Below are 16,152 nucleotides of genomic sequence, written 5' to 3'. Positions count from 1 at the left end.
TTCATTCTCCATCAGACAAGTTCAACAGCCCGCGCAGACCTTGAAGCGGTACCGACAACCAGGCCGGCCGATTCTCGGCTTCGTAGGCCACTTCATAAGCGGCTTTTTCCAGGGTGAACAACGCCAGTGCGGCGGCCTCTCCCTTGGCATCTTTCCAGGCATGAGCGACGTCGGCGGCAGCTTCGTTGTAGCCTTGCATGAACGCCTCGCGTGCCTGCGTCAAATACGTCTGTGCAACGGTTTTGCGCGCAGCATTGGCCTCGGGCGAGGTGTCTGCCGCCAGCGCATTTCGCATGGCCATGGCGCCAGCGTAGTCGAAAGATCGCAGTACGCCGCCAACATCCTTGAACGGACTGTATTTGCCCCGTCGTTCTTCCAGCGGCCGCGCCGGTTCGCCCTCGAAATCAATCAGATACGCATCGCCCTTGACCACCAGCACCTGGCCCAGGTGTAGGTCACCATGCACCCGCATGCGCAGGCCACCGACCGACTGTTTGGCCAGCGCCTGGACCTGCGCCAGCAACGCCTTGCGCTGGCCAAGCAATTCACTGACCAGTTGCCGGTCCTGCGGTTCAAAGGAATCCTGATGCTGCTCCAGTAATCCCAGCGCCCGCTCGACCTGCGCCGACACGCTTTTTGCCGTCGCCTCGGCATCTTGGGCTGTGGTGACCTCGGCCTTGAAATCAGGATTTCCCGTAGGTGCGCTGAGGACCGCGTGCATTTCGCCCAGACGCTGCCCCAGCAAGGCGGCGAAATCCTGGAGTTCGATCAACGCATTGGCGTGTTGCTCAAGGTTCGAATGCCCGTGAGCCATTTCATCGCGCACCGCGCGCTCGAGGTTGTTCTGGGTCCACTCCCAGGCGTCGCCCTGATTGCTCAGGTAGCCTTGGGCGATCATCAGCAGATTGCTTTGGCCGTCGTTGTCGACCCGCACCACGGCGCCCAGCAATGGCGAAATGTGCGGGTAACCAGCGTCAGTCAGGTACGCGCCCATCTCCAGTTCCGGGTGGACCCCGGCGCTGACCCGGCGAATCATCTTCAGCACCAGGCTGCTGCCCACCACCACCGAACTGTTGGACTGCTCGGCGGACAAGTAACGCACTTCGGACTCATCGTTCAGCCCCAGGGGCGCCAGTTTCGACGTCTGCTGGAAGCGCAGTTCGCCGTCGTCGGTCGGCAACGCCGTCTGGTCCTGCATGCCCTTGATCACCGCTCGAATGAACGGCTCAAGGGTGAAGGCATCGGTAATCAACCCGACCTGCCGCCCGCGACGCACCCGCGCCAGCGCCAGTTGTTGCGGCAAGGCGCTGCTGAAGTCGTCCTCGGCAAGAAAGCCGAATGGCAGCTGGTAACGGCTGACTTCGCCGCCCGCGCTGACTTCGATCTCGCTGAGCAGCACCGGCCGCTGGGCAGTACCAAAGCGCACCGCGTAGGCAATGTGCACGTTATCGATGGCCGTGCTCTTGCCGGCGAACCAGCGGCGCTTGGGCAGGTAGACCGACAGCGAGGTCTGCTCCATGGTCTGGCGCAGGGGTTGTTCGAGCAGTTCTTCCAGGCGCTGTTTAAGCACCAAGGTCGGGAAATCCGGCATGCTTTCGGCCGGTTCGACGTGCCAGCTGGGCATTTGATTCTCCGCGGCCAATAAGAACCAGTAGAAGCCGTAGGGTGGCAACGTCAGCAGGTAATTGAGCTGGCCGATAGGGGGAAAGGCGCTGCCACCGAGCATCTCCACCGGCACCGTGCCGGAGTAGTGGGACAGCTCGAGCTCGGCGGCCTGGGAGGCGGCCGAGACGTTGGCAACGCACAGGATGATTTCGCTCTTGCCATCGGGCCCGGTGTACTCCCGGGTATACGCCAGGATCCGGCGGTTGCTCGGCGAGAGCATTTTCAGGGTGCCGCGGCCGAACGCCTTCTGCTGTTTGCGCACGGCGAGCATGCGCCGGGTCCAGTTGAGCAGCGAGTGCGGGTCGTGGTCCTGCGCCTCGACGTTGACCGAGGCAAAGCCGTAAAGCGGGTCCATGATCGGCGGCAGCACCAGGCTTGCCGGGTTGGCGCGGGAGAAGCCGCCGTTGCGGTCGATGGACCATTGCATGGGCGTGCGCACACCGTCGCGATCGCCCAGGTAAATGTTGTCACCCATGCCGATTTCGTCGCCGTAATACAGGGTCGGCGTGCCTGGCATGGACAACAACATGCTGTTGAGGAGCTCCACACGGCGCCGGTCGCGCTCCAGCAGCGGCGCCAGCCTGCGGCGAATGCCGAGGTTGATCCGCGCCCGGCGGTCGGCGGCGTAGTAGTTCCACAAGTAATCGCGTTCACGGTCGGTGACCATTTCCAGGGTCAGCTCATCGTGGTTGCGCAGGAAAATCGCCCACTGGCAGTTTTCCGGGATTTCCGGGGTCTGGCGCAGGATGTCGGTGATCGGGAATCGATCTTCCTGGGCCACGGCCATGTACATGCGTGGCATCAGCGGGAAGTGAAACGCCATGTGGCATTCATCGCCGTCCTTGCCCTTGCGATCGCCGAAATACAGCTGGGTGTCTTCCGGCCACTGATTGGCCTCGGCCAGCAGCATGCGGTCCGGGTAATTGGCGTCGATCTCAGCGCGGATCTTCTTCAGGACCTCATGGGTTTCCTGCAGGTTCTCGTTGTTGGTGCCATCGCGCTCGATCAGGTAAGGAATGGCGTCGAGGCGCAGGCCGTCGACGCCCATGTCCAGCCAGTAGCGCATCACCTCCAGCACCGCTTTCATCACTTGCGGGTTGTCGAAGTTGAGGTCCGGCTGATGGGAGTAGAACCGGTGCCAGAAGTACTGCCCGGCCACCGGGTCCCAGGTCCAGTTGGATTTCTCGGTGTCGAGAAAGATGATGCGCGTGCCGTCGTATTTCTGGTCGTCATCGGACCAGACGTAGAAGTCCCGCGCCTTGGAGCCCTTTTTCGCGTGCCGCGCGCGCTGGAACCACGGGTGCTGGTCCGAGGTGTGGTTGATGACCAGCTCGCTGATCACTCGCAGCCCGCGCTTGTGGGCCTCGGCGATGAATTTCTTCGCATCGGCCATGGTTCCGTAATCGGGGTGTACGCCGCGATAGTCGGAAATGTCGTAGCCGTCGTCGCGCCGTGGCGAGGGGTAGAACGGCAGCAGCCAGATGGTGTTGACGCCAAGCTGGGCGATGTAGTCCAGCTTGGCGATCAGGCCTGGAAAATCACCGATTCCGTCGTCATTGGAATCGAAGTAGGACTTCACATGAACCTGGTAAATCACCGCGTCCTTGTACCAGAGCGGGTCGTCGATAAAGGCTGCGTTCCGGGTTTTCTTGGCCATGACCACGTCCTTCGAATTATGGGTATGGGGCTTTGATGCGCCAGATACCGAACGGCTGATAAGAAGGGTCGATACGCATCCACTGGGTCTTGCCGTACCAGGTCCAGGAGTGGCCGGTCATCAGGTCTTCGCCAAAGGTGGCGGCGTCATCGGGCAGGCCCATTTCCCACAGTGGCAATTCGAAGTGCGCCTCCTGCGCGTGGTGCGGGTCGAGGCTGACCGCCACCAGCACGAAATTGCTGCCATCGTGGCTGCGTTTGCCGAAGTAGAAGATGTTGTCGTTCCAGGCGTTGTACACCTTGAGGCCCAAGTGGCTCTGCAGCGCCGGGTTCTGCCGGCGGATGCGGTTGAGCTGGGCGATCTCGGCGATGATGTTGCCCGGTGCAGTGAAATCCCGCGGGCGGATTTCGTATTTCTCCGAATCCAGGTACTCCTCCTTGCCCGGCACCGGCGCCGATTCGCACAGCTCGAAGCCCGAATACATGCCCCACAGGCCCGAGCCCATGGTCGCCAGCGCGGCACGGATCAGAAAGCCCGCGCGCCCCGAGTCATGCAGGAAGTACGGGTTGATGTCCGGCGTGTTGACGAAGAAGTTCGGCCGGTAGCACTCGCGCCACGGCGACTGGTTGAGCTGGGTGAAGTACTCGGAGAGCTCGGCCTTGGTGTTGCGCCAGGTGAAATAGGTGTAGCTCTGGGAATAACCGACCTTGCCCAGGCGCGCCATCATCGCCGGCTTGGTGAAGGCCTCGGCGAGGAACATCACGTCCGGGTACTGGGCGCGCACATCGGCGATCATCCACTGCCAGAACGGCAACGGCTTGGTGTGCGGGTTGTCGACGCGGAAGATCTTTACGCCCTCCTCGACCCAGCCCACCACTACGTCACGCAATTCCAGCCACAGGCTGGGAATGGCATCGGGCGCGTAGAAATCGACGTTGACGATGTCCTGGTATTTCTTCGGCGGGTTTTCCGCGTAACGAATCGTGCCGTCCGGCCGCCACGAGAACCAGCCCGGATGCTCCTTGAGCCACAGGTGGTCCTGAGAGCACTGGATGGCGAAGTCCAGGGCGATTTCCAGGCCATGCTCGGCCGCGGCCTTGACCAGATTGCGGAAATCCTCGCGGCTGCCCAGTTGCGGATGGATCGCCTCATGGCCACCGTCGGCACTGCCGATGGCGTACGGGCTGCCCGGATCGTCGGGGCCTGCCTTCAGTGAGTTGTTCGGACCCTTGCGGTGGGCCCGGCCAATCGGGTGGATCGGCGGGAAATACAGCACGTCAAAGCCCATATCGCGGATCATCGGCAGGCGGCTGTGCACGTCGTTGAAGGTGCCGTGGCGCTGCTTGTCGTCGGTGATCGAGCGCGGGAACAGTTCGTACCAGCTGGCGAACTGCGCCAGTTCGCGCTCCACGTCCAGCGGAAATTCCAGGCTGCGGCTCAAGAACGCGTGATTGTCGGCATGGGCCATGATCGCCGCGGTTTCGCTGTTGAGCAGCAACGCGACCTGGGCTTCGTGATCGGTGTTCTCGCCCAAGCGCCGCAGCAGGCTGTCGATCTGCCCGCGCAGTTCCTTCTGGCTGCGTTCGGCGGCATGCACCAGGTGCAGGCGCCCTTCTTCCAGCTCCAGGGCGATGGACACCCCGGCGGCGTACTTCTTCTCAAGCTCGTAGCGATAACTGGCGAACTGGTCGATCCAGGCTTCGAGGCGAAACAGATAGCGGCTGACCCGGCTCGGGGTGAATTCGCCGATCCAGCTGTCATTGCCCAGGTCGCGCATCGGCGCCTGGTGCCATTGCTCTTCATCGGCGGCGCGATAGCGGATGCGCACCGACATCTTGTCGTGGCCGTCGGCGAACACCTTGCTGGTCACAGTCACCGGCTGGCCGATGATCGCCTTGGCCGCCAGCTTGCCGGACTCGATCACCGGCTGCGTGTCTTCAATGATGATGCGCGGCAGCTGCAAGGCCTGGGTCAGGGGGATGGGCTTGGTTGGGTGGGGAACATCGGTGGCCAGAGAATCAGGGCCGTATGGCTGATCAGCAGTCACATTCATCGAGCATCACTCCTCACGCCCCACGGACGTTCCTTGTTGAAAACTGAGAGCTGAGAGTCCTTTCCATCGACATCGAATCCTTGAACACATAAAGCAAAACCACCGCGCCGAAGGCTGTCTCCACGCGGCCGCATAGGTTCCGAAGCCTGCCCCGGGGAAAAGTTCAAAGAGCTTGTGCGGCAAAAATTCGATCCGTTGCCCAGCTTAGACGCACGATCGCGATGCACCGGAAAATCTCGGGAAATCTTCAAAAAGCTGTGCTGTCCAAGCTTGCAAGCGCGCTGAAACCCGGTATTCCCGCCTGTTCACCCTGCGCTTGGAAGAAGGAGAAGCAATGAACATTCCCATTCCCGCAGAGACGCCCGACCCGAACATCGACGACCCTGAATTGCCGGTGCCCAAGCCCGAAGAACCACCGCCGCCGACCATGCCGCCGGTGATCGAACCGCCCAAGGGCGATCCGCCCAATCAGGAGCCGCCCGCCATTTTGTGTGAATAAACGCGGTCCGTAGCAACACGGCTTGCTGGCGGGAGCGGTGTGTCAGTCGACATCGTCGTCATAGATACATTGCCCCGCCGGCAAGCCGTGCTGCTACGGTTGGTGTGTGTCTTCTTCGGGATGATCAAACCTGTCGGTAATCAATGGCACCAGACTGAAAATCCCCAGCGCCAGAATGGTGCTCACCACCGCTGTCATTTCGCGCCCCATGCCCGCCGCAATGCCGATGGCCGCCGTCATCCATAACCCTGCCGCCGTGGTCAGGCCCTTCACTTGAGCGATGTCGAGCTTTTGGCCCTTGAGGATGGTGCCCGCGCCGAGAAAGCCGATCCCGGCAACGATGCCCTGCACCACCCGGCTCATCGCCGCATCGTCGGCCCCCGCCAGCCGGGGCACCAGCACAAACAACGCCGCGCCCATGCACACGAGCATGTGCGTTCGCACGCCCGCCGCCTTGCCCTTGTGTTCGCGTTCAAACCCTAGAACGCCGCCCAGTACCGCCGCGATGACCAGCCGGATCACCACCTGAGTCAGTTGTTTCGCATCGGTAATGTCCGAGAATTCGGTTTGCAGTGTGTCGACGACTTCTTGCCACCAGGTGTTCATCGCAAGTTCTTCCGGGCGCTGATAACCCATGGACCGCGCAGCACTGCCAGAGTGCTGGTGGTCGGAATCCGGAAACGATGCAGGCATGCACGCAGTCGCACCTTCATACCCCTTGAAGGAGCGCGATCATGCCTCTGGAATTCGACAGCACCCATGAATACTGCTCGGCGTACATTGACGGCGCGCAACATCGCAGCGCGGTGGTCGATGTGGTGATCACCACCAACGACGCGACGCACATGTCCGAAGCCGAGATCGGCGGCAAGAAAGTGCCGATCACCGAGGCCGAGGCCGATGCGTTGACGGTGTACAAAGCGAAAGACATGCGCCATCACACCATTGGCGTGGAGCCTGGCGAGGACTCGCCAGTCATCTGAAGGCCAGCACAGCCCCGTAGCAGCACGGCTTGCCGGCGGGGCGATGTATCTGTGACGACGATGTTGACTGACACACCGCTTCCGCCGGCAAGCCGGACTGCTACGGGGGCGATGGGGACCCGATCTGATCCGGTGTTTATCGCAAAAACTGCCTCTGTACTGAAAACAGTCTGACGCGCATATTCAGCGCCTGTCTGCACCGAATATTCGCGAGCCCTCCATGAAGCGTTATGAAAAGTTTGCCGACGACATCGCCGAAATGATCCGTTCCGGCGTACTCGCCGCCGGTCAGCGCGTGCCTTCGGTGCGTTATGCCAGCCAGACCCACGGCATCAGCCCTTCCACCGTCTTCCAGGCCTATTACCTGCTGGAACGGCGCGGCCTGATCCGCGCCCGGCCGCGTTCGGGGTATTTCGTCAACGACAGCTTCGTCAACGACACCTTCACTCGCCAGCACTTCCAGATGCCCGCACCGCAGCCAGTCGCCCCTGAAGGCCAGGTCAGCGAGAGCACCGAAGTGGACGTCAGCGAACTGGTGTTTTCGGTGCTGGAGTCGATCAAGGACCCGAACACCGTGCCATTTGGCTCGGCGTTCCCCAGCGCCGGACTGTTCCCCCTGCAGCGCCTGGCACGCTCATTGGCCAGCGCCACCCGCGATATGGACCCGAGCATGGTGGTCAGCGACCTGTCGCCGGGCAACCCGGTGCTGCGCCGGCAGATTGCCCTGCGCTATATGGTGGCCGGGCAGATTCTGCCCATGGAAGAACTGCTGATCACCAACGGCGCGCTGGAGGCGCTGAACCTGTGTCTGCAGGCCGTCACCGAGCCGGGCGACTTGGTAGCCATCGAAGCCCCGGCGTTTTACGCCTGCCTGCAGGTGCTGGAACGGCTCAAGCTCAAGGCCGTGGAGATTCCGGTGCATCCGCAGACCGGCATCGATCTGGCGGTGCTGGAACAGACGCTGCAACGCTACCCGATCAAGGCCTGCTGGAGCATGACCAGCTTCCAGAACCCCACTGGCGCGTCGGTTTCCGAATCACACAAGCGCGACCTGGTGGAACTGCTGCGCAAGCATCAGGTGCCGCTGATCGAGGATGACGTCTACGCCGAGCTCTATTACGGCCAGAATGCGCCGAAACCGGCCAAGGCCTTCGACACCGAAGGACTGGTGCTGCATTGCGGCTCGTTCGCCAAGAGCCTGGCCCCGGGCTATCGCGTGGGCTGGGTCGCTGCCGGACGCTACGCGCAGAAGGTCGAGCGGCTGAAGCTGATGACCTCGCTGTGCGCCTCGATGCCCGCCCAGGCCGCCATCGCCGACTACCTGCAACATGGCGGCTACGACCGACACCTGCGCAAACTGCGCAACAGCCTGGAAGATCAACTGCGGGCGATGCTGGGTGCCGTCGCGCGCTATTTCCCGGCGCAGACCCGGGTCAGCCAGCCCTCAGGCGGCTACTTTCTCTGGCTGGAACTGCCGGAACAGGTCGACTCACTGAAAGTGTTCCAGATCGCCCTGGCCCAAGGCATCAGCATCGCGCCGGGGCCGATGTTCTCGCCGACCCGGCGCTTCAAGAACTGCATCCGCCTGAACTACGGCACTCCGTGGAGCGACACCGCGGAACGGGCGATGGAAACCCTGGGCAAGATCATTCGCTCGCTGCTGGTCGAGTGAATGACCTCGCCGACCGCTCAACTGCGCAGCGTGTAGTGCACGTGCAGGATGGCATCCGTCAGACTCTCCAGCATCGCCCGCTGATCAGTCCTGGCATCCGGGAAGCTCAGCGTCAGCCGGGTGTCCTGGCTGCTCAAATCCATGCCCTCGAAGGGGAACCAGCGCCCGCCAAACGGCAACCAGCGACCGTTGTCCACCTCCGCCGGGAAGGTGCCGCTGTCCAGCATGCCGCGGGAGATGACCACGTCCCGGCAACCGGCGGGCAGGCTGGTGTCGCTGCTGTGCAGGACTGCCCTGATGTCCTGATAAGGCCCCAGTAATGCAGGCAGGGTCATTGCCAGGCTGTGCACCCGGCGCTTGCCTTCCATGGGGAAATCACTGGCGATATTCAGGGCGCTGGGGTTGAGCTCGATCGCCAGTTGCCCTCCGGTGATGTACAGCTTCAGCTCGTCTGGTCCGACCGGCTCGCCGCCACTGCTGTCCAGCACGCTGGCGATGGCATCGGCCAGGGTCGCAGGATCCTCCTCGGCGCGTTTTTCCAGATACAGCGCATTGAACGACACCGTACGGGTGATTTCCCGCCCGCGCTGGCTCCACTTGAGCCAGGCGTCGTCCATTTGTGCCAGCGCCAACAACAGACCTTCACCGCACATCAGGCCCGCCCGGGTGCCCTGCCAGGTCCCGGCCCTCAGGTAGGCGGTGGTGTCGCCTTTCTCCCACTGCAGGGATTTCTGCGCCATCATGCAGCGCGAAATGGCCAGGTCGTAATACTGGAAATACACCGTGGCCAGCCGTCCACGCAGCCAGCTGTAGAGCGCCTTGCCGGTGAACTTGTCCTGGAACAGCGCCAGTTGCGCCTCGGCGTTACTGTGCTGCAGGGTCAGATGCTGGATGTTCATGCGCGCCGACTCCTCGCGCACGCTCAAGGCGTCGAGTTGTGTCTGCACCATCGCGCATTCGTACTCGGCTTGCTTGCGCTGCACATCCCACTCCTGCCGACGGCGGCGGTAGGCCTCTTCCTGGGCGATACGGGTGCCCGCGACCTGCTGCGCTTCACCGATCAGTAAGTGGCCGTGCCCGATGGCAATCGGGATCTGCCCCGGTTGATGGCCCCCGTTGGCAAGACCAAAAATATTGGGCACCGCAGAAATGGCCGCACCCGCTGCGAAAAGGCCCTGGGCAACCGAGGTAAACGTCTGGGCGCTGCTGATCAGGTTCATCGCCTGAGTTTCACGGCTGTTGATGTCTTCGTCGTAAAGCACCTGATAGTGGCTCAGGCGCATGCGGGCGGTTTGCTGGGTGCGCAGCAGTACCGCGCGTTCGGCGGCCAGTTCGTTGAGCGTTTGCTTCTGGACCTCCACGCTGCTTTTGGCCAGCTCCACACCTTGGGTAGTCAACAGTTCGGACAGTGCCTCGCCATCCTGGCGCTCGAGAATCTGCAGCAAGTTGCTGCCGAACTGGATCAACTGGCCCACCACACCCCGGGCGCTTTCCAGCAAGGGTTGGAAACGCAGCGCCGGCACGTCGTTGATCTCCGGCAATTCGCTGCCCGCACCGCCTTCGGCCGCCACGGCACTGGCCAGCAACGCGTTGGGGTCCGCTGGTTGCGCATACAACGGCAACATCAGTGGCAAGCCATCGATGGTCAGGTTGTGCCGCAGGTTGTAAAGCCGCAGCGCCAGGGTTTGCCAATAGCCTTGCATTTGCTCATTGAGCTCAGGGAAAAACAGTGACGCGGTGCGGATAGTCTCCTGAACCTGCGCACTGCGAGCCGCATCGTGAACCTGGCCCTCGCGCAACAGCGCCAACGCCTCAAGGTGCGCCGCTTGCACGGTATCGCTGGCCGCGGCGCTCAGAGACGGATCGCTCCAGCTGTCCGCCGCCCCTTCCCACGGTGCCTCGCCCAACAGCCGCAGGGCCTGGCCATACCAGACGCGAGCCTCCACCAGAGTGTCGCGTTGCAGCCGCCGGTACGCGGCGTCGCCACGGCCGATGAGGATGTCCAGCCTGCGCATGAAGGCGTTGAGCTTGTAATGCATCGGGTCGTTCTGCGCCACGGCGTCCGGGTCATAGGCCAGCAGCGGCTCGCTGTTCCAGCTCTGGTCGTCCTGCAAGGGCCGCACGTTCCACATACGCGGTGTGTGCGTGCCGCGCACGATGTAGCCGCCGGGTTGCCAGACGTAATCGAGCCACTGCTCAGCCTGATCGAAGCGCTGCTCCTGCAGGAAACGCTGCATCACCATCATTGGCGTGTAATAGAACAACTCCCAGAAATACAGCGCGTTGGCCCCGGCGAAGTCCATGGGTTCGGTGTTGTCATCGAGTATCTGGGCGGTGAAACCGGTCGGTGGCGCTGGCGTGACAGCGGTTTCAAAGGTGGCACCAGTGACTTTGTAAAGCGCACTGTCCAGAGTGAACTTGACAGTGCCCAACTGCGGTTTCACCCCCTTGGAGGTGACAAACACCTTCAGCTCAGCGCCGGAAGGAAAGCCAATGCCATTGACGGCTGCCCATGAATACGGGGCGAACACGCGAATACTTTGTGCTTCGGTATCCAGCAGGTTGCCTGACCAGAAGCAATAGTTGCCGTTGTTCAACCAGATTGCCGTTGCCCGGGAATTGCCATGGTCCTCGGCGTTGTACCGAGGCAGCCCGACTTCCAGATACACCCCCTCACCGGGCTGCGGTTCCCGGGAATCGGTCTGGGTGTCGTAGGCCAGAATGCTGTCGATGCCGGCTTCGGCTTTCTCGGTCAAGGAGCGGGCGAACAGGGTATTGAGCCGCGTGCGATAAGCACTGTGCTGCAAGTATTGAGCACCGTTGTCGTGGGTTTGAAGAACGTCGGCGGCGAGTTCGCCTTCAAGCGTTCTGAAGACGCGCAGGGTGTAGTTGCGTCTGTTGCCGATGCCGCACTCGAATCCTATGGTGTGAAGGCGCTCGTTCTTTCCTTCCCACGCGCTGATGTCATAGGTTGGCGTAGTCGCCGAATGCGAGACAGTGACCTCCCCGGCACTCAAGTCCAATGGGGAGGTTTTGTAAAAATGCATCCAACTGCCATCATCCTTCTGATGCCATCTTCGTACTTGCTCGCCCGGAACGATGGGTTGCATAGAAGCTGGTTCTACGCTCTGTTCGGACGCACTCGGCCACCACAACGAGAATTGAATCCTGTGCCGTTCCAACCAGTTTCCGGTAAAAATAACTTCAGCCCATTCAAGATTTTCCACGCGGTGAGGAAACTGTGCGCAAACATAATTCTTATCATTGAAGTGAACATGATGCACAGGTACGGGATCTATAACGTTGACCCACAACATACGAGAAAGCCAACTGCTGATGTCTTCACGCACAATCAGATAACTCGTTCCACTCGAGTGGATCACTGCGACATCGTCATACCACTCCAAGCATTTGACAGGCCCGACGATTTCTGCGAGCTCAGGATAATACGACAGCAACTTTGTCAACGCATTGCTATTTTTATCCACCGTCAGATTCGTGCTCAGTCTAAGTGCGTACTTTTCCTCGGGAACAACACTGTCCGCTACCACCTCAACATTGGTAATCCGCGCTTCGAATTTCTCAAACCCGGCAGGCACTCCACCAAGGGAATTGAAGGGCTTCAACGTATTTTCAGCATTGAACGACATTCCATATTTATAATTACACCCCTGCCGCAACGGGGTATCCAATTGCACGTCCACCGCTCTCAGTTCGGCGGTTGCAATCACTGTATCGACGGTGGAAAACGTCATGTTTTCATGCAGCCGTAATGCCAAGGTGGGCACCCGGTTGGTGCCTGTTTTCACACGATCATAAAAAGTGATCATCACCGCATTCACGGTTTCGTAGTCGCTCAGATACAACGAATGGGGAACGCTCGCGTCAGCCCATACTTGAGTAACAGCGCCCTCGATCACCTTCACCAACGGCACGCTCCACCCGCCGTCATAACGCAGATAACTGATGCAAAGCCGGAACGTCCATTTGGCAGCCGTGGCTTCTGTGCCGGTTTCGCTCTCGGGTTCCTTAAGCTGTTTCTCCAGCCACACCACATAAAGACGCTTCTTGTAGATCACCGGACGAATGCAATCACCCCAAGGCTGCGGCCCGCAGGTGATCCGGGTCCAGGCGGACCAGGCATTGGCCGGCAGTTTGCCCTCGGGCCCTCGCTTGCCTTCATCGACCCAGCGCCACCAATACTGGCCAGCCTGGGCGAAATCATCGCCGGTTCGCGCTTCCTGGCTGCGGCCGATGAACCAGGTCTTGCCGTTGTCGTGGTCGAAACTGTCGTGGTAGGCGCTGAGGGTTTCCAGGTTGGCGACCTCTTCGAAGCCGCTCAGGTAACCCAGAAAGGCATCGCCTACGGTGTCGGTGTTGACTTGCGCCTGGCCCAGGTTCTGCAGCAGGTTGTCCATCATCGGGGTTTGCCCGAGGCGGACGGTGGGGTCGATGTAGTTCTCGGGGTAGTGGATCAATTTGCGCCCGCCGGCCCAGGTGCTGTAGCGCGCATTCCATCGTGCCCAGTTGGTGAAAAACTCGCCGGACAACGCCGTTTTATCGAGTTCAGCGCTGCTTTCCGGGGCTTGCAGGGTCCGGTGAACAAACGCTTGCAGGCAGGCCATGGCTTCGGCAATGCGCGAGGTGATGACCTGGGCGCCGTTGGTGTTGTCCGACAATAGATAGTCGGAGAGTGCCTCACGGCCGGTCAGCACCTGGAACGGCATATGTTCGGCCAGCAGCCAGCCGCTCAGGGCAGCGCTTTTGCCTTCGGACAGCGCCCGTTGCAGTTGAGTGGATTGAGCGGGGCTCAAACCCGCTTCAAAAGCATCGGCCACGGTTTTCCAGGTGCCCCATAGAGCTTGGGGTTCTGCGGTGTAATCCAAGGTCAGCAACTGGGCCAGGTTGGAGGGCATGACATTGTAGGTTCTAGCCAACGTCAGCCACTGCATCGCCGCTTGCAGTTGTTCGTGGCTGGCCAGGGCGGCGGGTAGCGCTGCTGCCGAGCAGGCCTGAGCCACCGTGGCCGGGTCGATACCACACGCCTGCGCCAATATCTCGGGCGTTACGCCCGACGCCCCTGCCAGTGCTGTCAGCAGAACACCGGCATCGCCCGGCAGGCCTTTTAGCCAGGCGCTGAAATCGCACAATGCCATGACCACGGCCGTACTGCGTTTCAACGCACCTCCGGTTTCGGCAGCGTCGGCGGCCAGCGATTCAGGCTTGTCGACAAATAGCGTCATGGCGTCAGGGGTCGCACCACTGCCGTGGTAGATCAGTGCCATCTGCGCCAGGTTGTAGCAGAACGCGGTGATGTTCTGTTGTTCATCTGCTGTGGGTTCAAGCTCAATCAACAGCGCGCAAAACTGTGCGACGGTAAGCGCTGCCGGTTGGGCTTTATCAGCCCAACGCAACAGCGTGGCGCCCACTGCCTCGCCGGGCAGCTGAAACAGCGCACTGAGGACCGGCGCTAACAGTTTGATCGCCTCATCAAGGGTCCAGGTTGCCGAGCCCGTAGCCATCAGCCGGTCTGCAAGGCTCTGGCGCAGCCCGTCGATTTCCGCGTTGGATGGCAATTGGCTGACGTCCCGGGTGAGCAATTCCAGGTCGCTGACCCGCCAGTGTCGGGCAGACAGCCACTGACAGGCCGCATAAAGCCGGGTTAGCAGGTCCAGCCAGTCTTGCGTGGGCTTGGTATAAAAATTCGTGGGAAGTCCAAGCATACCCAAGAGGCGTAGCAGTTCATCGGGGGACAGACCGTGCAACCGTGCCCACAGGCTGAGGGTGTACATCCGCGACAGATCGATGAGCTTAAGGGGCAGAGTTGCAGCGGGGGATCCCGAGTGCATGATCAATTTCAACGCATACAACCCGGCATCATCAGTATGGCAGGCGCGTTTGAGCACTGCTTTGATCGCGCTGTGTGTCTGAACTGCGTCGAGCCTCAGGTCAATCTGGAGGGTTGTATCAGGGTAAAAGCCGCCCTCGATCAACGGTGGCAGATTGAACAAACGGTCGAACTGACTCGCTTGGTCATTGTGCCCCTGCACCGAAATCAACCCGGCACACAGAACGATGGCGTCGTCATGGGCGATGGAATACCGCTCTGTTACCACTGCGCTTTGGAACAACAGACTCAAGGTTTCATCGGTGATCTGCGAAGGGTTGACGCTGTTGACGAGGTTTTCCAGAACCCGCGGTGCCAGGCCAGTGGCCTTGTAGAGGCGGATGGCCTTGTTCAGTTTGAGGGCGAAAGCGTGTGCGGGTAGCGTCTGGATGTTGTAGTTGGCCGTCGATGCACCGCCATTGTCAGCGTTGCCGACCTGCAACGTGAAACTGCCGTAGGTGGGAAAACCTCTCGCGTTCGTAATGACCTGGATCGTCGGCTCGTTACTGGCCACTGGGGCATCATCTCGAACCGTAATGCTTTCATCGAACGCCTCTCCGTACAGAACGAAAAAACAACCAGCGGGATTAATCGCTGTTCTGCTTGCCTCAATCCGCCACTCGGTCGCTGAGAGCGGAAAGATGTTCATGTAATTGATAGCACTCCCGGGATTGCTGGCACCGTGTGTATAACTTAATCGCAACAGCTGCCCACCCAACCAAGTGTTTAACGTCCTGTCGACATACCGGGAGCCCTCCCCCCTTGCCTCGACCAAAAACGCCCGCAGCTCCTCGTCAGTCAGGTCATACCACCGCCGCAACTGACTGGGCTGCAAAAACATCTCGGGCTCGATATCGCCAAAGTGTTCAGCGAACAACTCCTCGGCATTTTCGGCCGTCACCTCCTCCGTCAGCAGCGCATACAGCGAGGGCGAAACGTCGTAGTACATGCCCGCTCGGGTAGGACCGCTCAGTTCGCCGGTGACTGCCGGGGACAGCAAAAGATGCTTGAATGACGGGTCCTGCAGCTCGCGCACCTGGCGCAGCCGCGCATGGTGGTAGTGCCAAGGGGTGGCGCTACTGGTGTCGTGGGTCGCCAATACCTGCATCACCGCATCGTCAGTCACCTCCTCTTCGCCCGCGGCTGTCAGCACGTCTCGCCCGTGGCTCATCAGGATCTCGTTGGACAACGTCAGGGCGGTGACTTCGGTATCCATGTTGAACTGGCTCAGCGCCAGTCCTGCGAGGTCCGGGCGCCGGGTCTGGATGCTCCACCGGCTGTCCGCCGGGTACAGCGTACAGGCTGCGCGATACAGCTCTGTGAGATAGGCCGCCGGGGAAAACATAGAGGCCACGCTGCCCTGGCTGACGTAGGCCATGGCCCGCCCGCCGAACCATTCCTGGTAATCGTCCAGCGACACATCGGGGTAACGCAGGCCCAGCCGCACGGCTTCCGGCAGGCGCGGCGAACTGCGCACCAGAATGTTTTTTTCCAGCAAACGCAGCTCGTCATGAGCCTGCCTTGCGCTGGCGTGCATGGCCAACGCGTCATCAGGCGCCAACTGGTCTTGCATACGCTGAATGAACGCAGCCGGTGCCAGCAGCGATACGGCGGCAAGGGAAGAAAAGCCGCTCTGTGCGGCAAGAGTATTGAAGAGCGCGAGCCGTCCCTGGTCCATGGCGGAGTCCTTTCTGGCCTGTCACCGTCTTTCGACGGCTCATTGCCCGGCACAGCGT

General features: G+C 61.0%; 7 protein-coding genes. 3 read left to right on the top strand and 4 right to left on the bottom strand.

Features of this window, described 5'->3' with window-relative positions; all coding sequences use genetic code 11:
- Position 1 precedes the first annotated feature (1 nt).
- Positions 2-3,322, bottom strand: a complete 3,321-nt coding sequence (gene treS / locus AC1MEK_RS10135) for a maltose alpha-D-glucosyltransferase (RefSeq protein ID WP_480396137.1) — start codon at positions 3,320-3,322, stop codon at positions 2-4.
- Positions 3,323-3,338: 16 nt separating this feature from the next.
- Complete coding sequence (locus AC1MEK_RS10130) at positions 3,339-5,375, bottom strand: alpha-1,4-glucan--maltose-1-phosphate maltosyltransferase (protein WP_480396136.1); 2,037 nt, start codon at positions 5,373-5,375, stop codon at positions 3,339-3,341.
- A 334-nt stretch (positions 5,376-5,709) separates the two neighbouring features.
- Here AC1MEK_RS10130 and AC1MEK_RS10125 point away from each other — a divergent pair, with 334 nt between their 5' ends.
- Positions 5,710-5,874, top strand: coding sequence for a hypothetical protein (locus AC1MEK_RS10125; RefSeq protein ID WP_480396135.1), 165 nt, complete (start codon positions 5,710-5,712; stop codon positions 5,872-5,874).
- A gap of 93 nt (positions 5,875-5,967) precedes the next feature.
- On the opposite strand, the gene AC1MEK_RS10120 is transcribed toward AC1MEK_RS10125, so the two are convergent.
- Positions 5,968-6,480 (bottom strand): MgtC/SapB family protein, encoded by a 513-nt coding sequence (locus AC1MEK_RS10120; RefSeq protein WP_480396134.1) that lies wholly within the window; start codon positions 6,478-6,480, stop codon positions 5,968-5,970.
- A 128-nt stretch (positions 6,481-6,608) separates the two neighbouring features.
- Between AC1MEK_RS10120 and AC1MEK_RS10115 the strand changes: the two genes are divergently transcribed.
- The gene (locus tag AC1MEK_RS10115; RefSeq protein ID WP_480396133.1) at positions 6,609-6,857 is read left to right on the top strand and encodes a DUF3203 family protein; all 249 of its coding nucleotides are present in this window, start codon (positions 6,609-6,611) and stop codon (positions 6,855-6,857) included.
- Positions 6,858-7,077: 220 nt separating this feature from the next.
- The gene (gene mapR, locus AC1MEK_RS10110) at positions 7,078-8,529 is read left to right on the top strand and encodes a GntR family transcriptional regulator MpaR (RefSeq protein WP_480396132.1); all 1,452 of its coding nucleotides are present in this window, start codon (positions 7,078-7,080) and stop codon (positions 8,527-8,529) included.
- Positions 8,530-8,546: 17 nt separating this feature from the next.
- On the opposite strand, the gene AC1MEK_RS10105 is transcribed toward mapR, so the two are convergent.
- Positions 8,547-16,094, bottom strand: a complete 7,548-nt coding sequence (locus tag AC1MEK_RS10105; protein ID WP_480396131.1) for a Tc toxin subunit A-related protein — start codon at positions 16,092-16,094, stop codon at positions 8,547-8,549.
- Positions 16,095-16,152 lie beyond the last annotated feature (58 nt).

Source organism: Pseudomonas sp. 2 (assembly GCF_056627435.1).
This window is presented reverse-complemented; position numbering and strand designations above follow the sequence as displayed.